The following is a 19949-nucleotide window of genomic DNA, read 5'->3' as shown; positions in this document are numbered from 1 at the left end:
CACACCACCCGGAAGACTGAGCAAAGTGCCTGCTACTGTCGGTGCGAAAGCCCCGACCAGCAGGGGAACAGACGTCCTTTAAGGACCCGTCCGGCGAGGCGGGGAAGGAGTCCGGTTTGTCGTCACGTCCACGTGGCGCGGCTGGTTCGGCCGGGGAGCGCGAGCTCCTGTCGGCCGGCGATGTCGCGCGCACGATCGCCCGAATGGCCCATCAGGTCATCGAAAAGACCGCGAACGGTGCGGAGCGCACTACCCCGCCCGTGTTGCTCGGCATCCCGTCCCGGGGCACGCCGCTCGCCGTCCGCCTGGCCGACAAGATCGGCGAGTTCTCCGGGGTCCGGCCGCCGACCGGCGCCCTCGACGTCACCCTCTACCGGGACGACCTGCGCCGCCGCCCGCCGCGCGCGCTCGAGCAGACGCAGCTGCCCGCCGGCGGCATCGACGACCGGGTCGTGATCCTGGTCGACGACGTGCTGTTCTCCGGCCGCACGATCCGGGCCGCTCTCGATGCCCTCCGTGATCACGGCCGCCCCCGCGCGGTGCAGCTGGCCGTGCTCGTCGACCGCGGGCACCGCGAGCTGCCGATCCGCGCCGACTACGTGGGCAAGAACATCCCGACCGCCCGTGCCGAGGGCGTGTCCGTCCTGCTCGCCGAGATCGACGGCCGCGACGCGGTGCTGCTGCGCCCAGCCGATGCCCCTGGAGAGGACTCGTGAAGCACCTGCTCGCCACCGACGGCCTGGACCCCGCGGTCGCCACGGCCGTGCTGGACACCGCCGACGAGCTGAAGCACACCCTGCTCGGCCGCGAGGTCAAGAAGCTGCCGACGCTGCGCGGCCGCACGGTGATCACCCTGTTCTACGAGAACTCGACCCGCACCCGGGTGTCGTTCGAGATCGCCGGGAAGTGGATGAGCGCGGACGTGATCAACGTCTCCGCGTCCAGCTCCTCGGTCAACAAGGGCGAATCCCTGCGTGACACGGCCCTGACGCTGGCCGCCGCGGGCGCCGACTGCGTGATCGTCCGGCACCCCGCCAGTGGCGCCGCCCAGCGCCTCTCGGAGTGGCTGGCCGAGCCCGGCACGTCGGTGGTCAACGCCGGCGACGGCACCCACGAGCACCCGACCCAGGCACTGCTCGACGCGGCCACGCTGCGGGAACGCCTCGGCTCGCTCAAGGACCGCCGGATCGCCATCGTCGGGGACGTCCTGCACAGCCGCGTCGCCCGCTCGAACATCCACCTGCTCTCGGCCCTCGGCGCGGAGGTGGTGCTCGTCGCGCCGCCGACGCTGCTGCCCTACGGCGTCGAAAGCCTGCCGGTCACCGTCTCGCACGACCTGGACGCCGAGCTGCCCGCGGTCGACGCGGTCATGATGCTGCGCGTCCAGGCGGAGCGGATGCACGGCGGGTTCTTCCCGAGCGCCCGCGAGTACTCGATCGCGTACGGCCTCTCGGAACGGCGGCAGAAGCTGCTGCCGGACCACGCGGTCGTCCTGCACCCCGGCCCGATGCTGCGCGGGATGGAGATCGCGAGCGCGGTCGCCGACTCCCCGGCTTCGGCCATCACCGAACAGGTCCGCAACGGCGTCCACGTCCGGATGGCGGTCCTCTACCACCTCCTGGCCAGCGAAGGAGCCGCCGCGTGAGCACCGTGATCAAGGCCGCCCGCCCCTACGGCGAGGGTGACCCGGTCGACGTCCTCGTCGAGGACGGGGTGATCACCGCGATCGGCACGGTCCAGGTTCCCGAAGACGCCGAAGTCATCGAAGCGAACGGGCAGGTGCTGCTCCCCGGCTTCGTCGACCTGCACACCCACCTGCGCGAACCCGGCCGCGAGGACACCGAGACGATCGAGACCGGCTCGGCCGCGGCGGCGCTCGGCGGCTACACCGCCGTGTTCGCCATGGCCAACACCGACCCGGTCGCCGACAACTCCGTGGTCGTCGAGCACGTGTGGCGGCGCGGGCAGGAGGTCGGCCTGGTCGACGTCCACCCGGTCGGCGCGGTCACCGTCGGGCTCAAGGGCGAGAAGCTCGCCGAACTCGGCACGATGGCGAACTCGCAGGCCAGGGTCACGGTGTTCTCCGACGACGGCCTCTGCGTCGGCGACCCGCTGCTGATGCGCCGGGCGCTGGAGTACTCGACCGCACTGGACGCCGTCATCGCGCAGCACGCGGAGGAGCCGCGGCTGACCGTCGGCGCGCAGGCCCACGAGGGCGAGCGCGCGGCCCGCCTCGGCTACACCGGCTGGCCCGCCGCGGCGGAGGAGTCCATCGTGGCGCGCGACTGCCTCCTGGCCCGGCACGCGAACGCGCGGCTGCACGTCTGCCACGTCTCGACGGCGGGCACGGCGGACGTGCTGCGCTGGGCCAAGGACCGCGGCACGAAGGTGTCGGCCGAGGTCACGCCCCACCACCTGCTGCTCACCGACGAGCGCCTGGCCACCTACGACCCGGTGAACAAGGTGAACCCGCCGCTGCGCACGGAGTCCGACGCCGAAAAGCTGCGCGCGGCCCTGGCCGAAGGTGTCATCGACTGCGTCGCGACCGACCACGCGCCGCACGCCGTCCAGGACAAGGACACCGAGTGGAGCGCGGCCCGGCCGGGCATGCTCGGCCTGCAGACGGCACTGTCCATCGTCACCGAGACGATGGTCCGCACCGGGCTGCTGGACTGGCGCGGTGTCGCCCGCGTCATGAGCGAACGGCCCGCCGAGATCGGCAACCTGCCCGGCCAGGGCCGTCCGATCGCGGTGGGGGAGCCGGCGAACCTGACGCTCGTCGACCCGGACGCCGGGTGGACGGTCCGCGGCGCGGAGCTGGCCAGCATCGCGGCCAACACCCCGTACGAGGGAATGCGGCTGCCCGGCGTGGTGACCGCCACGCTGCTGCGCGGGCGGCTCACCGCCAGGGACGGGAAGATCTGCTGATGGAGCGCTTCTGGCTGGTGCTGGCCATCGTCGTGTTCTTCCTGCTCTGCCTCTGGGGCATGTACGTGGGCTGGCGGCGCAAGTCCCGTTCGCAGAGCGCCCGGGTTCCGCCGTTCCCGCCGATCCCGGAAGACCCCGGTGAGGTGCTGCTGGAGTCGGCCGGCGTCTACCTGGCCACCACGACGGCCGGGAACTGGCAGGACCGGATCGTCACCCGCGGCGCGGGCCTGCGCACCGGCGCGGTTTGGCGCCTGCACGCCGGGGGTATCGCCGTCGAGCGCGGCGGGGCCCCGGACTTCTGGATCCCGCGCGAAGCGGTCACCGGCGTCCGGCGGGACACGAAGATCGCCGGGAAGGTGATGGGTACCGACGCGCTGCTGGTGCTCACCTGGCGCCTCGGCGACGTCGACCTCGACACCGGCTTCCGCGGCGACGACCTCGAAGACTATCCACAGTGGATCGAACAGCTCAAGATCAAGGGAGGTGCCCAGTGAACGCGCGCGCTCAGGCCGCACTGGTACTCGAAGACGGCCGGGTGTTCCGCGGCGCGGCGTACGGCGCGCAGGGGCGAACCCTCGGCGAGGCGGTGTTCTGCACCGGCATGACCGGCTACCAGGAGACGCTCACCGACCCGTCCTACCACGGGCAGATCGTGGTGCAGACGGCGCCGCAGATCGGCAACACCGGCTGGAACGACGAGGACGACGAGTCCTCGAAGATCTGGGTCAGCGGGTACGTGGTCCGCGACCCCGCCCGCACGCCGTCCAGCTGGCGCGCCAAGCGCACGCTGGACGACGAGCTGGTGCGCCAGGGCGTCGTCGGCATCGCCGAGGTCGACACCCGCTCGCTGACGCGGCACCTGCGTGAACGCGGCGCGATGCGCGCCGGGGTGTTCTCCGGCGACGCGCTGGGCAGCGTCGACGACATGGTCGCCGAGGTGCTGGCCAGCCCGAAGATGGAGGGCGCCGACCTGGCCGGTCAGGTCACCACGCCGAAGCCGTACGTCATCTCGCCCGAGGGCCGGACGCGGTTCCGGGTGGCGGCGCTGGACCTGGGCATCAAGTCCAACACCCCGCGGCAGATGATCAAGCGCGGCATCGAGGTGCACGTGCTGCCCGCGACGTCGTCCCTGGACGAGCTGCTGGCGGTCGAGCCGGACGGGGTGTTCCTGTCCAACGGCCCGGGCGACCCGGCCACCACGACCCACGCCACCGAGCTGACCAAGCAGGTCCTGGGCCGCGAGATCCCGCTGTTCGGCATCTGCTTCGGCAACCAGGTCCTGGGCCGCGCGCTCGGCCTCGGGACGTACAAGATGCGCTACGGCCATCGCGGCATCAACATCCCGGTGATCGACGTCGCCACCAAGTCGGTGGCGATCACGGCGCAGAACCACGGCTTCGCCCTCGAAGGCGAGCCCGGGCAGCGCTTCGAGTCGCCCTTCGGCGCGGCTCAGGTCAGCCACTACTGCGCCAACGACGGCGCGGTCGAGGGCCTGCGGGCCTTCGACGTCCCGGCTTTCTCGGTGCAGTACCACCCCGAAGCCGCCGCCGGCCCGCACGACGCGGCCCCCCTGTTCGACGAGTTCGTGAGCTTGATGGAGAAGAAGGCCTGATGCCGAAGAGGACGGACATCCAGCACGTGCTGGTGATCGGCTCCGGGCCGATCGTGATCGGGCAGGCGGCGGAGTTCGACTACTCCGGCACCCAGGCCTGCCGGGTGCTGCGCAGCGAAGGCCTGCGCGTGTCGCTGGTGAACTCGAACCCGGCGACCATCATGACCGACCCCGAGTTCGCCGACGCGACCTACATCGAGCCGGTGACCCCGGACTTCGTCGAGAAGGTCATCGCCGAAGAGCGCCCTGACGCGCTGCTCGCCACCCTCGGCGGGCAGACCGCGCTGAACTGCGCGGTCGCCCTGCACGAGCGCGGCGTGCTCGACAAGTACGGCGTCGAGCTGATCGGCGCCGACATCGACGCCATCCAGCGCGGCGAGGACCGGCAGAAGTTCAAGGACATCGTCCGCACGGTCGGCGCCGACGTCCCGCGCTCGCGCGTCTGCCACGACATGGACGAGGTCCGCGACACCGTCAAGGAGCTGGGCCTGCCGGTCGTCATCCGGCCGAGCTTCACCATGGGCGGGCTCGGCTCCGGCATGGCGCACACCCCGGAGGATCTGGAGCGGCTGGCCTCCACCGGGCTCGCGGAATCTCCCGTCACCGAGGTGCTCATCGAAGAGAGCGTGCTCGGCTGGAAGGAGTACGAGCTCGAGCTGATGCGCGACAAGCACGACAACGTCGTGGTCGTCTGTTCCATCGAGAACGTCGACGCGATGGGCGTGCACACCGGCGACTCGGTCACCGTCGCGCCGACGATGACCCTCACCGACCGCGAGTACCAGGTGATGCGGGACGTCGGCATCGCCGTGCTGCGCGAGGTCGGCGTCGACACCGGCGGCTGCAACATCCAGTTCGCCATCAACCCGCGCGACGGGCGGATGGTCGTCATCGAGATGAACCCGCGCGTGTCGCGCTCGTCCGCGCTGGCGTCGAAGGCCACCGGCTTCCCGATCGCCAAGATCGCCGCGAAGCTCGCCATCGGCTACACCCTCGACGAGATCCAGAACGACATCACCGGCGAGACGCCGGCGTCGTTCGAGCCCGCGCTGGACTACGTCGTGGTGAAGATGCCGCGGTTCGCCTTCGAGAAGTTCCCCGGCGCGGACCCGACGCTGACCACGACGATGAAGAGCGTCGGCGAGGCGATGTCGTTCGGCCGCAGCTTCCCCGAGGCGCTCGGCAAGGTGATGCGCTCGATCGAGACCAAGGCGACCGGGTTCTGGACCGTGCCCGACCCGGAGGGCGCGACCCTGGAGTCCACTTTGGACTCGCTGCGCACGCCGCACGAGGGCCGGCTGTACGAAGTGGAACGCGCGCTGCGGTTCGGCGCGACCGTCGAGCAGGTGCACGAGGCCTCCGGCATCGACCCGTGGTTCATCGACCAGATCGCCCTCATCGGCGAGGTCGGCGCCGAGGTCCGCGACGCGCCGGTGCTGAACGAGGACCTGCTCCGGCGCGCCAAGCGCACCGGCCTGTCGGACCGCCAGATCGCCGCGCTGCGCCCGGAGCTGGCCGGCGAGGACGGCGTCCGCGCGCTGCGGCACCGCCTCGGCGTGCGGCCGGTGTTCAAGACCGTCGACACGTGCGCGGCCGAGTTCGCGGCCAAGACGCCGTACCACTACTCGGCCTACGAGTCCGACCCCGACGCCCAGTCCGAAGTGGTCGTGCAGTCGGACAAGCCGAAGGTGCTCATCCTCGGCTCCGGCCCGAACCGGATCGGGCAGGGCATCGAGTTCGACTACTCCTGCGTCCACGCGGCGATCGCGTTGCGGGAGGCCGGGTTCGAGGCCGTCATGGTCAACTGCAACCCGGAAACCGTGTCCACCGACTACGACACGTCCGACCGGCTGTACTTCGAGCCGCTGTCCTTCGAGGACGTCCTCGAGGTCGTGCACGCCGAGCAGGCGTCCGGCACGGTCGCCGGCGTGATCGTCCAGCTCGGCGGGCAGACCCCGCTGGGCCTGGCGAAGAAGCTCGCCGACGCCGGGGTCCCGGTCGTCGGCACGCCGCCGGAGGCCATCAACCTGGCCGAAGACCGCGGCGCGTTCGGCGAGGTCCTCACCGACGCCGGGCTGCCCGCGCCGCGCTACGGCACGGCGACGTCGTTCGAGGGCGCCAAGCGGATCGCCGACGAGATCGGCTACCCGGTGCTCGTCCGGCCGTCCTACGTGCTCGGCGGCCGCGGCATGGAGATCGTCTACGACGAGGAGTCCCTGGCGGGCTACATCCGCCGCGCCACCGAGGTCACCCCCGAGCACCCGGTGCTCGTCGACCGCTTCCTCGACGACGCCATCGAAATCGACGTCGACGCGCTGTTCGACGGTGAAGAGCTCTACCTCGGCGGCGTCATGGAGCACATCGAGGAGGCCGGCATCCACTCCGGCGACTCGTCGTGCGCGCTGCCGCCGATCACGCTCGGCCACACCGACCTGCAGGCCGTCCGGCGCTCCACGGAGGCGATCGCGCGCGGCGTGGGCGTCCGCGGGCTCTTGAACGTCCAGTACGCGCTCAAGGACGACGTCCTGTACGTCCTGGAGGCCAATCCGCGCGCGTCGCGGACGGTGCCGTTCGTGTCCAAGGCCACGGCGGTGCCGCTGGCCAAGGCCGCCGCGCTGATCATGACCGGCTCCACGATCAAGGACCTGCGCACCAGCGGCGTCCTCCCGGCCGAGGGCGACGGCGGGCAGATGCCCGCCGACTCGCCGGTCGCGGTCAAGGAGGCCGTGCTGCCCTTCCACCGCTTCCGCACGCCGGAAGGGCACGGCGTGGATTCCTTGCTGGGCCCGGAGATGAAGTCCACCGGCGAGGTCATGGGCGTCGACGTCTCCTTCGGCAAGGCGTTCGCGAAGTCCCAGAGCGGCGCGTACGGCTCGCTGCCGACGTCCGGGCGCGTGTTCGTCTCGGTGGCCAACCGCGACAAGCGCTCGCTGGTGTTCCCGGTGAAGCGGCTGGCGGACCTCGGCTTCGAGATCCTCGCCACGTCCGGCACCGCGGAAGTGCTGCGGCGCAACGGGGTCGCGTGCACGGTGGTGCGCAAGCACTACGAAGGCTCCACGGAAGCGGAGCCGAACATCGTGGACGTCATCCTCGACGGCGGCGTCGACATGGTGATCAACACCCCCTACGGCAACAGCGGTCCCCGCGTCGACGGCTACGAAATCCGCACCGCCGCGGTGTCGCGCGACATCCCCTGCATCACGACCGTGCAGGGCGCCGCCGCGGCCGTGCACGGCATCGAGGCGCTCATCCGGGGCGACATCGGGGTCCGGTCGCTGCAGGAGCTCCAGGCGGCGCTGAAGGCGCAGTCGTGAGCGCCGTGGAGCGGTTCGGGGCGCGGCTGGCCAAGGCCGTCGCGTCCCGGGGCCCGCTGTGCGCCGGCATCGACCCGCACCCGGGCCTCATCGAGGCCTGGGGGCTCCCGGTGGACGCCTCGGGCCTGGAACGGTTCGCGCTGTCCGCCACGGAGGTCCTGGCGGCCCGCGCGGCGATCGTGAAGCCGCAGTCGGCGTTCTTCGAAAGTTTCGGGGCCGCCGGCGTCCGCGTGCTGGAGCGGGTCGTCGAAACCGCGCGCGAAGCGGGCGCGCTGGTGCTGCTGGACGTCAAGCGCGGCGACATCGGGTCCACGATGGCGGCCTACACCGCCGCGTACGTGGCCGACGGCGCGGCGATCGCGGCCGACGCCATCACCGCCTCGCCGTACCTCGGGTTCGGCTCGCTGGCCCAGTGCGCCGAGACAGCCGTCTCGGCGGGGCGCGGCATCTTCGTGCTCGCCCGGACTTCGAACCCCGAAGCGGCCGAAGTGCAGAACGCGAAACTGCCCGACGGGCGGACCGTGGCGCAGGCGATCGTCGACGCCGCGGCGGCGCTCAACGCTCATGCGGAACCGCTCGGCGATGTCGGGGTCGTCGCCGGGGCCACCAACGCCCCGGGGGAGCTCGATCTGTCGCGGCTGAACGGTCCGGTGCTGGCACCCGGTTTCGGCGCCCAGGGAGCCACTGTGGCCGATTTGCGGGCCCTCTTCGGGCCCTCCCTGCCGGGCGTGCTGCCCGCGTCGTCCCGGGACATCCTGAAGCACGGCCCGGAGCAAGCCGCTTTGCGCCAAGCGGTCGAACGAGTCGCCGAACTGCTGGCCGACCCGCAGGAAAACGACCAATAGCAGGGCCCGGAACGGGGTCCCACCAGGCACCCCCGCATTGTGGCCGGTGCTCACGGGTGGGTACCGTCGCGTCACCCACCCAGTTTTGAGAACTACCGGAGGAAAACGTGGCACTTCCCCAGCTGACAGAGGAACAGCGCGCTGCGGCGCTGGAGAAGGCCGCCGCCGCCCGCCGCATCCGTGCTGAGCTGAAGGAGCGGCTGAAGCGGGGCGGTACCACTCTGGTCGACGTGCTGAAGCAGGCCGAGGAGAACGAAGTCCTCGGCAAGATGAAGGTTTCGGCTCTGCTCGAGGCCCTCCCGGGCGTCGGCAAGGTCCGCGCGCAGCAGACCATGGAACGACTGGAGATCGCCCCCAGCCGTCGCCTTCGCGGCCTCGGCGACCGGCAGCGCAAGGCGCTGCTGGCCGAGTTCAGCGGCGAGTGAGCGGCGTCGGTCAGGACTACCCGGCGAGCCGGGGCACCGACCGCGGCAGTGAGCCGGTGACGGGGGACACCTCCCGGCACCGGCTCACCGTCGTCTCGGGGCCTTCGGGGGTCGGGAAGTCGAGTGTGGTGGGCGAGCTGCGGAAGCTGGAGCCGGAGATCTACTTCAGCGTCTCGGTGACCACGCGCAAGCCGCGTCCCGGCGAAGTCGACGGGGCGCACTACCACTTCGTCGACCGGGCGGAGTTCGACGCCATGGTCGCCGGTGGACGGCTGCTGGAGTGGGCCGAGTTCGCGGGCAACCGCTACGGCACCCCGCGCGAGCCGGTCGAAAAGGCCCTCGCCGAAGGCCGCCCGGCGGTCCTGGAGATCGAGCTGCAGGGCGCCCGCCAGGTCCGCGCGGCCATGCCGGAGGCCCGGCTGGTGATGCTAATGCCGCCGTCGTGGGAGGAACTGGTCGGCAGGCTCACCGGGCGCGGCACCGAGAACGAGGCCGCCGTCAAGGCCCGGCTGGCCGAGGCCGAGCGCGAGCTGGCCGCTGCGGGCGAGTTCGACCACCGCGTCGTCAACGCCGACGTGCGGGAGGCGGCTGAGCACTTGCTAAACTTGATTACTGATCAGTCTTCCGAAGATGTGGAGCACCACGAGTGACCAGCCAGGTAGCCTTGACCGAAGAGCTCGAGGGCATCACCAACCCCCCGATCGACGACCTGCTCGAGAAGGTCAGCTCGAAGTACGCGCTGGTGATCTACTCGGCCAAGCGCGCGCGCCAGATCAACGACTACTACGCCCAGCTGGGCGAGGGCCTGCTGGAGTACGTCGGCCCGCTCGTCGAGCCGGGCCCGCGCGAGAAGCCGCTCTCGATCGCGCTGCGCGAGATCCACGGCGGCCTGCTCGAGCACACCGAGGGTGAGTAAGCCCAAGGTCGTCCTGGGCGTGGGCGGCGGCATCGCCGCCTACAAGGCCTGCGAGGTCCTGCGCGGGCTGACCGAGTCCGGTCACGACGTCCGCGTGGTCCCCACCGAAGCCGCGCTGAACTTCGTCGGCGCGGCCACCTTCGAAGCCCTCTCCGGGCACCCGGTGCACACCGGCGTATTCACGGAGGTGCCCGAGGTCCAGCACGTCCGCGTCGGCAAGGAGGCCGACCTCGTCCTGGTCGTCCCGGCCACGGCGAACCTGCTCGCCAAGGCCGCCCACGGCCTGGCCGACGACCTGCTGACCAACACCCTGCTCACCGCCCGGTGCCCGGTCGCCTTCTTCCCGGCGATGCACACGGAGATGTGGGAGCACCCGGCCACCCGCGACAACGTGGCCCTGCTGCGCTCGCGCGGCATGATCGTCACCGAACCCGACTCCGGCCGCCTGACCGGGGTCGACACCGGCAAAGGCCGCCTGGCGAACCCCGCCGAGATCGTCGACCTCGCCCGGCTGCTGCTGGCCCGCCCGGACGCCCTCCCGCGCGACCTCGAAGGCGTCCGCGTGGTCGTCTCGGCCGGCGGCACCCGCGAGCCGCTCGACCCGGTCCGCTACCTGGGCAACCGCTCCTCCGGCAAGCAGGGCTACGCGCTGGCCCGCGTCGCCGCCCAGCGCGGCGCCGAGGTCACCCTGGTCACCGCGCACACCGTCGCGCTGCCCGACCCGGCGGGCTCGGTCGTGAAGCACGTTTCGACCGCCGAGGAGCTGCGGCAGGCGGTGCACGCCGAAGCCGCGTCGGCCGACGTCGTCGTCATGGCCGCCGCCGTCGCCGACTTCCGGCCGGCGAACCGGGCCGACGTCAAGATCAAGAAGTCCGACGACCGGCCGGACCCGGTGATCACGCTCGACCGCAACGCCGACATCCTGGCCGAACTGGTGCGGAACCGGCGAACCGGGCAGGTCGTCGTCGGGTTCGCCGCCGAAACCGGCGACGAGCACGGCAGCGTCCTCGACCACGCCCGCGTCAAGCTCAAGCGGAAGGGCGCGGACCTGCTGGTCGTCAACGCCGTCGGCGACGGCAAGGCGTTCGGCACGGAGGACAATTCGGGCTGGCTGCTCGGCTCCGACGGCACGGAAATCCCCATTCCTCTCGGCGCGAAGGCTGAACTCGCGTCCACGGTGTGGGACGCTGTTGTGAGCTTCATGAAGCGTTGACCGTCCCGCGAGCGATAGTCAGTACGCTTGCACAGGTAAGGGGTGCCTAAGTTACGGGGCATCCGACGTCTAGGTGAGGAAGTGACGGCCACCGTGACCGCGTCCAGCAGCAGATTGTTCACCTCGGAGTCGGTGACCGAAGGGCACCCCGACAAGATTTGCGACGCCATCAGCGACTCGATCCTCGACGGCCTGCTGTCGAAGGACCCGCGCAGCCGCGTCGCGGTCGAAACCCTGATCACCACCGGCCAGGTCCACGTGGCGGGCGAGGTGACCACGGAGGCGTACGCCGACATCCCCACCATCGTCCGGGACGTCATCCTCAAGATCGGGTACGACTCGTCCGCCAAGGGCTTCGACGGCAACTCCTGCGGCGTCAACGTCGCGATCGGGTCGCAGTCGCCCGACATCGCGCAGGGCGTCGACACCGCGTACGAGTCGCGGGTCGAGTCGGACGACGACGAGATCAACCGCCAGGGCGCCGGCGACCAGGGCCTGATGTTCGGCTACGCGTGCTCGGACACGCCCGAGCTGATGCCGCTGCCGATCGCGCTGGCCCACCGGCTCTCGAAGCGGCTGACCGCGGTCCGCAAGGACGGCGTGCTGCCGTACCTGCGCCCGGACGGCAAGACCCAGGTGACCATCGAGTACGCCGGCGACCAGCCGGTCCGGCTCGACACGGTCGTGGTCTCCTCGCAGCACGCCGACGGCATCGACCTGGAGCGCATGCTCAGCGTCGACGTCAAGGAGCACGTCGTCGGGCCGGAGATCGAGGGCCTGGGCATCGAGACCGCCGGCGCGCGGCTGCTGGTCAACCCGACCGGCCGGTTCGTCATCGGCGGCCCGATGGGCGACGCCGGCCTGACCGGGCGCAAGATCATCGTCGACACCTACGGCGGCATGGCCCGCCACGGCGGCGGCGCGTTCTCCGGCAAGGACCCGTCCAAGGTCGACCGCTCCGCCGCGTACGCGATGCGCTGGGTGGCGAAGAACGTCGTGGCGGCGGGTCTCGCCGGCCGTGTCGAGGTGCAGGTCGCCTACGCGATCGGCAAGGCGGCCCCGGTCGGCCTGTTCGTCGAGACGTTCGGCACCGAGACCGTGGACCCGTCGAAGATCCAGCAGGCCATCACCGAGGTCTTCGACCTGCGGCCCGCCGCGATCATCCGCGACCTCGACCTGCTGCGCCCGATCTACGCCCCGACGGCGGCGTACGGCCACTTCGGCCGTCCCGAGCTGGACCTGCCGTGGGAGAGCACGGCCCGCGCCGAAGCCCTGAAGTCGGCGGCGGGCGCCTGACACACGATCCGGTGAAGGCCACTCCGGGAGTCCCGGGGTGGCCTTCCTGGCGTCCGGGGTGTCGGTGGGGTCTGGTAGAGATCACGGCGTGAGCAGCTCCGAGTCCGCCGCTCTCTGGGACCTCCCGGAGAAGCCGCCTCCCGCCAAGGCGGCGCCGTCGCGTGCCCGGAAACCGCCGAAGACCCAGAAGCCCAAGGGAGCCCAGCAGCCGGCCCCCGAGCGGCCGGTCGCGCGGATCGTCGTCGACATCCCGCTCGCGCACCTGGACCGCACGTTCGACTACCTCGTGCCGGAGAAGCTGCACGAGACGGCCGTGCCGGGCTGCCGGGTGCGCGTCCGGTTCGCCGGGCAGCTCGTCGACGGCTACCTGATCGAACGCGGCGAGACCAGCGACTACGGCAGCAAGCTGGCCTTCCTCGACCGGGTGACCTCGCCCGAGCCGGTGCTGCCGCCGTCGCTGCACGCGCTCTGCCGGTCGGTCGCCGACCGCTACGGCGGCACGCTCTCGGACGTCCTGCGGCTCGCGATCCCGCCCCGGCACGCGAAGGCCGAAGGCGAGCCGCCGGTCGCGCCCGGCGCCGTCCCGGCGGCGCCGGAGACGGGAGCGTGGGCGCGCTACCAGCGTGGCCCGGCGTTCCTGGAGGCGCTGGCCGAAGGCAAGCCCGCGAACGCCGTCTGGCAGGCGCTGCCGGGCGAGGACTGGCCGCGCCGGCTCGCCGAGGCCGCCGGGACCGTGGCCGCCCACGGGCGCGGGGCCGTGCTCGTGGTGCCGGACCACCGCGACCTGACCCGCGTCCACGAGGCGTGCGCGGCGGTGGTGGGCGAGGAGGCCGTCGTCGCGCTGATCGCGGGGCTCGGGCCCGCCGAGCGGTACCGGCGGTGGCTGGCCGTGCTGCGCGGCGCGGTACGGGTGGTCGTCGGGACGCGGGCGGCGATGTTCGCGCCGGTGGCCGACCCCGGCCTGTTCGTCGTCTGGGACGACGGCGACGACCTGCACCTCGACCAGCACGCGCCCTACCCGCACGTCCGGGACGTGCTGATGGACCGCGCGCACGCGGCGAAGGCGTCCCTGCTGGTCGGCGGGTTCGCCCGGACGGCCGAGGCGCAGCTGCTCGTCGAGTCGGGCTGGGCGGCGCCGGTGCTGGCCGACCGCGCGACGCTGCGGTCTTCGGCGCCCCGCGTGACCCCGGTCGGCGAGGACTTCGACGTCGCCCGCGACGAGGCCGCCCGCGTCGCCCGGCTGCCGGCGGTGGCGTTCGAGGCCGCGCGGCAGGCGTTCGCGGCGGGCCTGCCGGCGCTGGTCCAGGTGCCGCGGCGCGGTTACGTGCCCGGGCTGGCCTGCGGGAACTGCCGCACGCCGGCGCACTGCCGCCGCTGCGCCGGGCCGCTGGCCCTGCCCGGCGGCTCGCTCGACGGGCAGCCGAAACCGCCGGCGTGCCGCTGGTGCGGCGTCCCCGAGACGGCGTTCCGCTGCCCGGCGTGCGCCTCGGTCCGGCTGCGCGCGGTGATCGTCGGCGCGAAGCGGACGGCGGAGGAGCTGGGCCGGGCGTTCCCGGGCGTCCCGGTCCGCACGTCGGGCGCGGCCGAGGTGCTGGCGTCGGTGCCGGGCAAGCCGGCGCTGGTGGTGTGCACCCCGGGCGCGGAACCGGTGGCCGAAGGCGGCTACGGCGCGGCGCTGCTGCTGGACGGCTGGGCGTTGCTGGGCCGTCAGGACCTCCGCGCAGGGGAGGAGGCACTGCGGCGCTGGATGGCCGCGGCGGCACTGGTCCGCCCGGCTTCCTCCGGCGGCCGGGTGATCGTCGGGGCCGAGGCGGGCTTGGCGGTGGTCCAGGCACTGGTCCGCTGGGACCCGGCGTGGCACGCGGGCCAGGAGCTGGCGGAGCGGCGCGAGCTGGGCTTCCCGCCGGCGATGCGGATGGCGAGCGTGGAGGGCACCCCGGACGCGGTGGCGGGTTTCCTGGCCGACCTGCCGCTTCCGCCCTCCGGTGAAGTCCTGGGCCCGGTCCCGATCGGCGAAGTGGACGAAGAGGGCAACGCGTCGCGTGAGCGAGCCCTGGTCCGGGTGTCCCGCACGGACGGAAAGGCCCTGGCGGCATCGATCCACGCGGCGGCGGCCCGTCGCGACGCCAAGAAGGCGACGGAACCGATCCGCGTCCAGCTCGACCCGCTGGAGCTGATCTAGCCGGACGGCGCGGAACGCCACGAATTCGGCCGAACCGCAACAGCTTGGGGGTGTGCGGTTCGAGGAGTTCGCCCGTGAGCAGCTGCCGGGGCCGGTGCGGTTCGCGGCCGTGCTGACGGCTGCGGAGATGGTGGGGGGAAGGTCGGTGGTGTGCCGCCGATGTTCGCGTCGCCCTCGGTGTTCGTGTCGTTGGCGAGCAGGGCTGCGGACCGTCCGTCGCCGCAGGATCCGTTGCCCGAGGTCGACAGCTCGCCCGCCGGCACGCAGGCCGCTCCGGCGTTGCTGAACTCCGTCCAGCTCAGCCGCTGAGCGGCCGGCGCGGGCCGGGTCAGCGCACGGTCAGGACCAGCTTCCCCGCGGTCCGGCCGGTGTCGCGAGTGCGTGGGCCTTCGCCGCGTCCGCCAGCTCGAACGTCTCGGCGATCTCGGCCCGCAGGCGGCCGCCGGCGGCCAGCTCCGCGATCGCCGCCATGCCGGCGTGGTCGGCTTCGACCAGCATGATCTCCGCCCGCACGCCCAGCCGGGCGGCCTCCTCGACGAGGGCCTCCTTGCCCGCGTCCAGCCGGAGGGACACCAGGATGCCGCCCGGACGCAGGCTGCGCAGCGAGCGCAGCGCGTGCTCGTTGCCCTGGGCGTCCACGACGACGTCGGCGTCGCGGACGGCCTCGGTCACGTCGGTCGTGCGGTAGTCGACGACCTCGTCGGCGCCCAAAGACCGGACGAAGCCGTGCTTCGGCGCGCTCGCGGTGCCGATCACGTACGCCCCGCGTGCCTTGGCGATCTGCACGGCGAGATGCCCGACGCCGCCCGCCGCGGCGTGGATCAGCACCCGCTGGCCGGCCTGGAGCCGGGCCGTGTCGACGAGGGCCTGCCACGCGGTGAGCGCGGCCAGTGGCAGCGCCCCGGCTTGCACATGGTCGATCGTGGCCGGCTTGAGCGCGAAGGCGCGGGCCGGCCCGGTCACGTACTCGGCGTGCGAGCCCGCGCCGGACGGGTACGGCAGCATGCCGAAGACTTCGTCGCCCGGCTTGACCACCGTGACGCCGGTGGCGGTCGCTTCGACCACGCCGGAGACGTCCCAGCCGAGGACGAACGGCGGCTCGCCGAGGAACAGCCCGGGCACCGCGCGGTGCTTCCAGTCGGTCGGGTTGAGCCCGGCCGCGCGCACCCGGACCAGGACCTCGCCGGGCCCGGGCACCGGCTTGGGCAGCCGTACCTCGCGGAGCACCTCGGGGCCGCCGAAGACGTCCTGGCTGATCGCGCGCATGGTGGTGATGTCGTTCATGCGCCCAGCTTCCGGCAGCCGGACACGACACGGAAGTGGCCTGAACGCCAACCATCGATAGGATCGTGCCATGCATCGTGTCGTGGTCCTCGCGCTCGACGGCGTCTACCCGTTCGAACTCGGCATCCCGCACCGCGTCTTCGGCACCGCGGACGGCCGCTACGACGTGGTGACCTGCACCGTCGACGGCCGTCCGGTCCGCACGTCCGCCGACTTCGACGTCGTCGCCGACCGCGGCCCCGACGCGCTGGACGGCGCGGACACGGTGGTCATCCCGCCCTACGTCTCGGCACCGGAGTCGGCGGTCCTCCCGGCGCCGGTGGCCGACGCGCTCGCGCGGGTGCCGGCCGGCGCGCGGCTGGTGTCCATCTGCACCGCGGCGTTCACGCTCGCCGCGGCAGGCCTGCTCGACGGCCGGGTCGCCACGACGCACTGGCGGCAGGCGGCCCGGTTCCGCGAGCTGTTCCCCCGGGTGCGGCTGGACGCGGACGTCCTGTTCGTCGACGACGGCGACATCCTCACCTCGGCCGGGGCCGCGTCCGGGGTGGACGTGTGCCTGCACCTCGTGCGCAAGGACCACGGCAGCGAAGCGGCGAACCACGTCGCCCGCCGCTGCGTGGTGCCGCCGTGGCGCGACGGCGGGCAGGCGCAGTACATCGAGTACCCGGTGCCGCCACCGGCCACGGCCGGGACCGCGGCGACGCAGGAGTGGGCGCTGCGGCGGCTGGACCAGCCGCTGACCCTGGCCGACCTGGCCGGCCACGCCCGGATGAGCCTGCGCACGTTCGCCCGCCGCTTCCGCGACGAGGTGGGCATGAGCCCGGGACGCTGGCTGATCCGGCAACGGGTCCTGCGCGCGCGGGAGCTGTTGGAGTCCACCGACCTGCCGATCGAGCAGATCGCCACCCGCGTCGGCTTCGCGACGCCCGCTTCGCTGCGCCAGCACCTCCACGCGTCGATCGGCGTGTCACCGCAGGCGTACCGCCGCACGTTCCCGCCCCCGGCGGCTCGGCACGGCTAGGCCAGGGACGGGTCGGCGACGGCTCGGCGGCTGACGTCGGGGACGTAGGCGCCCAGCGTGGCGATGAGGCTCCGGATGGCGCCGCGCGTCCCGGGAGTGAGCGAAGCGGTGCGGGCCACGTCGAGTTCGTTGGCGATGGTGAGGAGCGCGAAGTCGGTGAGGTCGGTTCCGGTCAGGTCGACGACTTCGCCGGTGAAGCGGTCGGTCAGCGGGAGCGGTGCCGTGCCGAGGCGCGCGTAGGTCTGGCTTCGCTCGCAGGCGCCGTAGCGGTGGACGAGTTCCTCGGCGTCGTCGCCGATGGCCGCGCGCAGGCGGGCTCGCCGGTCCGGCGGCAGCAGCGGGTGGGGAAAACCGTCCGTGCCGTAGGTGGCGTGGCACAGCGCGGCGAGGCGGGCGCGCCGGCTCCCGCCCCACTCGGTCACCTGCTCGGACACGCGGCGGAGGTGGTCGAGCAGTGTGCCGCCCGGGTGGCTGACCTGCGCTGCGCCGAGGTCGCGCAGGAGAGCCAGCGCCGGCCACTCGGTGGTGGCGGCGGCGATGGTTCCGGCCAGCGCCACCGGCTGGTCCCGCGCGACGAGGTGCCCGGCTCCGCGGATGCGGGTCACTTCGGCGTGCGGCGCCTGACGCAGCAGCCGGCCGGCATCGTCGTCGGTGACGGGCGATCCGGTGCCGCCGCGAACCAGCAGGACGGGCTGCTCGAGCTGCGTGGTGACCCGGCGCAGCCGCGGGACGTGGGCGAGGATGTCGCCGACCAGCTCGGCGTGCTCGTCGAGCAGGCCGCCGGCGGCGAGGAAGCCGCGGACCCGGCCCGGATCCAGGTCCGGGACGACGTCCACCAGCACGAGACCCGCCACCCGCGCCCGGACCGCCGGATCCGCCAGGGCGGCGACGGCGGCGAGCCCGCCCAGCGAAGCACCGACGACCACGCATCCCGGCGGTTCGACGTGGAGCATGGCCGCGACGTCGTCCGCGCAGGGCGCGAGTGCCCGTGCCGAACCGCTGCTGTCGCCGTGACCACGCAGGTCGAAGGCCACGCACCGGAACCCCGCCTCGACGAGGACTTCGATGACCGGCGTCCAGACCCGGCGCCGCTCACCACCGGCGTGCAGCAGCAGAACGGCCGGTCCGGCGCCGGTTTCGTGTCCGCGAAGGACCGCGTCCGGGCGCGTGATGCGCCGCGGCCGCGCGTGGCCGGGTTCCGGCACGGCGATCCTCCCTACCTTGTGACGTCAAGGTAAGACCGTACCGCCGAAACCTTGGCTCGCCAAGGTACGGTGGTGGCGTGACATCTCCGCGCGTGCGCCGCCCGCCCGCCGAGGCCCGGCGCCTGATCCTGGACGCCGCCGAACGGCTGCTGGCCGAGGGTGGCGTCGCCGCCGTGCAGGTGCGGGCCGTCGCCACCCGCGTCGGCATGACCGACGCCGGGATCAACCACCACTTCGGCAGCCGCGACGGGCTCCTGGAAGCGTTGCTGCGGCACGGCGGCCGGAAGATCCGCGCCGGGGTGACGGAGGTCCTGGACTCCTGGCTCGGCCGCGGCGCCGACCTCGGTGCGCTCGTGGACGCCCTGGCCGCGTTGTACCGCCGTGGCTACGGCGAACTGGCCGTGGCGCTGCACGCGGCCGGGTGGCGGGATCGCGGATCGGGGATGCTGGCCCCGGTCGTCGACGCGCTGCACGCGCTGCGCGCCGACGCCGCCCACGTCCCGGTGGAGGACACCCGGCTGGCCGTGGCCGCGCTGCACCAGGCCCTCGTCACCGAGTCGCGCTACGGACCGGCGTTCCGCCGCAGCGCCGGTATCACCGGCAAGGCGGCCACGGCGAGCGGACCGCAGCTGCGCTGGTGGGCCACGCACCTGACCCGGTCCCTCGGCCTCGCTTAGTGGTCCGATTCGGAAGTTCTTCGGGGGTCGTAATGACTTGAAGCGGAGGAGGCAATTGGGAAACTCCTCGAGTGGCCCGTTTCCGGGCCCCGCCGTGAACCCGGCCTGTGGTACTTCCGGCCGTACCCTGTCAGACCTGTTCCAGCTCGGTCTTGACGGAGGTCGCGGCGCGGACGAAGGCGGCGACCTGGCGAGAGGTGGACTCCCGGTGCCAGGCGATCACGAGGGTGGCCGGCTCGGCGTCGAGGACAGGACGGCTGACCGTACCGGGTGGCAGACGATCACGGATCGATTCCGGGAGCACGGCAACCATCCGCCCGAGCCGGACAAGTTGCAGCAGTTGCCCGGTGTCGGTGACGAGGTGGCCGGTCACCTCGGGGCGAGACTCCGGCCAGCGGGGCTGGGTTCCGCCGCGCAGGTCGGCCAGGTACACCGTGGTGCGGGCGGTCAGGGGGTGGTCGTCCGGGAGTACCACGACCTGGCCTTCGACGTGGAGGTCGTCGCTGTCCAGGCCGCTCAGGTCGTTCTGCGGCCGGTGCAGCAGTGCGAGGTCGGCGCGGCCGTCGCGGACCATCGCGGCGCGTTCGCCGGCGCTGAAGGCGAGGTCGACCGGAACGGCGCCGGGGGTGGCAGCGTAGCGGTCCAGGATCGGCTGCAACAGGTCCGCGTCGCTGCCGGGTTTGAGCGCCAGGACCAGCCGCGGGGTGGTTGCCGCCGCCCTTCGCGCACGGCGCACCGCGGCGGCCACCGCGTCCAGTGCGACGCGTCCCTCGGCCAGGAACACCTCCCCGGCCGCCGTGAGGCGGATCCCGCGACTGGTGCGGTCCAGCAGGGTGAGGCCCATCCGCTGTTCGAGCAGGCGGATCGCCCGGGACAGGGGTGGCTGGGCGATGCCCAGCCGCTGGGCGGCCCGTCCGAAGTGCAGTTCTTCGGCGACCGCGACGAAGTAGCGCAGTTCCCGGGTCTGGACGTCCATACCCTGAGGGTATCGAGCGAGACCAGTCCGGTCCTGGCCTGGGGGGAACGACAGG

The 19949-nt window shown here is 72.7% G+C and carries 18 protein-coding genes and 1 pseudogene; 16 read left to right on the top strand and 3 right to left on the bottom strand.

The features are described 5' to 3' along the window. The first annotated feature begins 116 nt into the window (after nucleotides 1-116). The 14 genes from pyrR (at nucleotide 117) to BT341_RS45720 (ending at nucleotide 15040) form a co-directional block, all read left to right on the top strand. Entirely contained in the window at nucleotides 117-716 is a 600-nt protein-coding gene (pyrR, locus tag BT341_RS35065; RefSeq protein ID WP_072480299.1) for a bifunctional pyr operon transcriptional regulator/uracil phosphoribosyltransferase PyrR, read from the top strand. Continuing rightward, nucleotides 713-1645: an aspartate carbamoyltransferase catalytic subunit gene (locus BT341_RS35060; RefSeq protein WP_072480298.1), complete on the top strand. Its 933-nt coding sequence runs from the start codon at nucleotides 713-715 to the stop codon at nucleotides 1643-1645. Before pyrR ends, BT341_RS35060 begins: the two co-directional genes overlap by 4 nt. Further along, nucleotides 1642-2928: a dihydroorotase gene (locus BT341_RS35055; RefSeq protein WP_072480297.1), complete on the top strand. Its 1287-nt coding sequence runs from the start codon at nucleotides 1642-1644 to the stop codon at nucleotides 2926-2928. The genes BT341_RS35060 and BT341_RS35055 overlap by 4 nt, the downstream gene beginning before the upstream one ends. Next, the gene (locus BT341_RS35050; RefSeq protein ID WP_072480296.1) at nucleotides 2928-3422 is read left to right on the top strand and encodes a PH-like domain-containing protein; all 495 of its coding nucleotides are present in this window, start codon (nucleotides 2928-2930) and stop codon (nucleotides 3420-3422) included. The genes BT341_RS35055 and BT341_RS35050 overlap by 1 nt, the downstream gene beginning before the upstream one ends. Beyond that, a complete protein-coding gene (gene carA, locus BT341_RS35045) occupies nucleotides 3419-4540 on the top strand; it encodes a glutamine-hydrolyzing carbamoyl-phosphate synthase small subunit (RefSeq protein WP_072480295.1) in 1122 nt (373 codons plus the stop codon). Before BT341_RS35050 ends, carA begins: the two co-directional genes overlap by 4 nt. After that, nucleotides 4540-7854, top strand: a complete 3315-nt coding sequence (gene carB / locus BT341_RS35040; RefSeq protein ID WP_072480294.1) for a carbamoyl-phosphate synthase large subunit — start codon at nucleotides 4540-4542, stop codon at nucleotides 7852-7854. The genes carA and carB overlap by 1 nt, the downstream gene beginning before the upstream one ends. After that, complete coding sequence (gene pyrF / locus BT341_RS35035) at nucleotides 7851-8699, top strand: orotidine-5'-phosphate decarboxylase (RefSeq protein ID WP_072480293.1); 849 nt, start codon at nucleotides 7851-7853, stop codon at nucleotides 8697-8699. Before carB ends, pyrF begins: the two co-directional genes overlap by 4 nt. 107 nt (nucleotides 8700-8806) lie before the next feature. Further along, nucleotides 8807-9124, top strand: a complete 318-nt coding sequence (gene mihF / locus BT341_RS35030; protein WP_003096398.1) for an integration host factor, actinobacterial type — start codon at nucleotides 8807-8809, stop codon at nucleotides 9122-9124. Continuing rightward, nucleotides 9121-9774: a guanylate kinase gene (gene gmk / locus BT341_RS35025; protein ID WP_072480292.1), complete on the top strand. Its 654-nt coding sequence runs from the start codon at nucleotides 9121-9123 to the stop codon at nucleotides 9772-9774. Before mihF ends, gmk begins: the two co-directional genes overlap by 4 nt. Then, nucleotides 9771-10040, top strand: a complete 270-nt coding sequence (rpoZ, locus tag BT341_RS35020) for a DNA-directed RNA polymerase subunit omega (RefSeq protein ID WP_072480291.1) — start codon at nucleotides 9771-9773, stop codon at nucleotides 10038-10040. Before gmk ends, rpoZ begins: the two co-directional genes overlap by 4 nt. Then, nucleotides 10033-11253 carry a bifunctional phosphopantothenoylcysteine decarboxylase/phosphopantothenate--cysteine ligase CoaBC gene (coaBC, locus tag BT341_RS35015; protein WP_072480290.1) on the top strand — a complete coding sequence of 407 codons (1221 nt, stop codon included), beginning with the start codon at nucleotides 10033-10035 and terminating at the stop codon, nucleotides 11251-11253. Before rpoZ ends, coaBC begins: the two co-directional genes overlap by 8 nt. A gap of 93 nt (nucleotides 11254-11346) precedes the next feature. Beyond that, a complete protein-coding gene (gene metK, locus BT341_RS35010) occupies nucleotides 11347-12549 on the top strand; it encodes a methionine adenosyltransferase (protein ID WP_072482354.1) in 1203 nt (400 codons plus the stop codon). An 88-nt stretch (nucleotides 12550-12637) separates the two neighbouring features. After that, a complete protein-coding gene (locus BT341_RS35005) occupies nucleotides 12638-14731 on the top strand; it encodes a primosomal protein N' (protein ID WP_072480289.1) in 2094 nt (697 codons plus the stop codon). 150 nt (nucleotides 14732-14881) lie between these two features. Next, a complete protein-coding gene (locus tag BT341_RS45720) occupies nucleotides 14882-15040 on the top strand; it encodes a hypothetical protein (RefSeq protein ID WP_177328970.1) in 159 nt (52 codons plus the stop codon). 19 nt (nucleotides 15041-15059) lie between these two features. Here BT341_RS45720 and BT341_RS35000 read toward each other — a convergent pair. Then, nucleotides 15060-15997: pseudogene (locus BT341_RS35000) on the bottom strand (NADP-dependent oxidoreductase). 88 nt (nucleotides 15998-16085) lie between these two features. Between BT341_RS35000 and BT341_RS34995 the strand changes: the two are divergent. Beyond that, nucleotides 16086-17036 carry a GlxA family transcriptional regulator gene (locus tag BT341_RS34995; RefSeq protein WP_072480288.1) on the top strand — a complete coding sequence of 317 codons (951 nt, stop codon included), beginning with the start codon at nucleotides 16086-16088 and terminating at the stop codon, nucleotides 17034-17036. On the opposite strand, the gene BT341_RS34990 is transcribed toward BT341_RS34995, so the two are convergent. Beyond that, nucleotides 17033-18241, bottom strand: a complete 1209-nt coding sequence (locus BT341_RS34990; RefSeq protein ID WP_072480287.1) for an alpha/beta fold hydrolase — start codon at nucleotides 18239-18241, stop codon at nucleotides 17033-17035. The genes BT341_RS34995 and BT341_RS34990 overlap by 4 nt on opposite strands. 77 nt (nucleotides 18242-18318) lie before the next feature. Here BT341_RS34990 and BT341_RS34985 point away from each other — a divergent pair, with 77 nt between their 5' ends. After that, nucleotides 18319-18918, top strand: coding sequence for a TetR/AcrR family transcriptional regulator (locus tag BT341_RS34985; RefSeq protein WP_245805227.1), 600 nt, complete (start codon nucleotides 18319-18321; stop codon nucleotides 18916-18918). A gap of 130 nt (nucleotides 18919-19048) precedes the next feature. Here BT341_RS34985 and BT341_RS34980 read toward each other — a convergent pair whose 3' ends face one another. Beyond that, nucleotides 19049-19894 carry a LysR family transcriptional regulator gene (locus BT341_RS34980; protein ID WP_072480285.1) on the bottom strand — a complete coding sequence of 282 codons (846 nt, stop codon included), beginning with the start codon at nucleotides 19892-19894 and terminating at the stop codon, nucleotides 19049-19051. Between the last annotated feature and the right edge of the window lie 55 nt (nucleotides 19895-19949).

The sequence above is a fragment of the Amycolatopsis australiensis genome (assembly GCF_900119165.1).
GTDB classification, from domain to species: domain Bacteria; phylum Actinomycetota; class Actinomycetes; order Mycobacteriales; family Pseudonocardiaceae; genus Amycolatopsis; species Amycolatopsis australiensis.
This window is presented reverse-complemented; position numbering and strand designations above follow the sequence as displayed.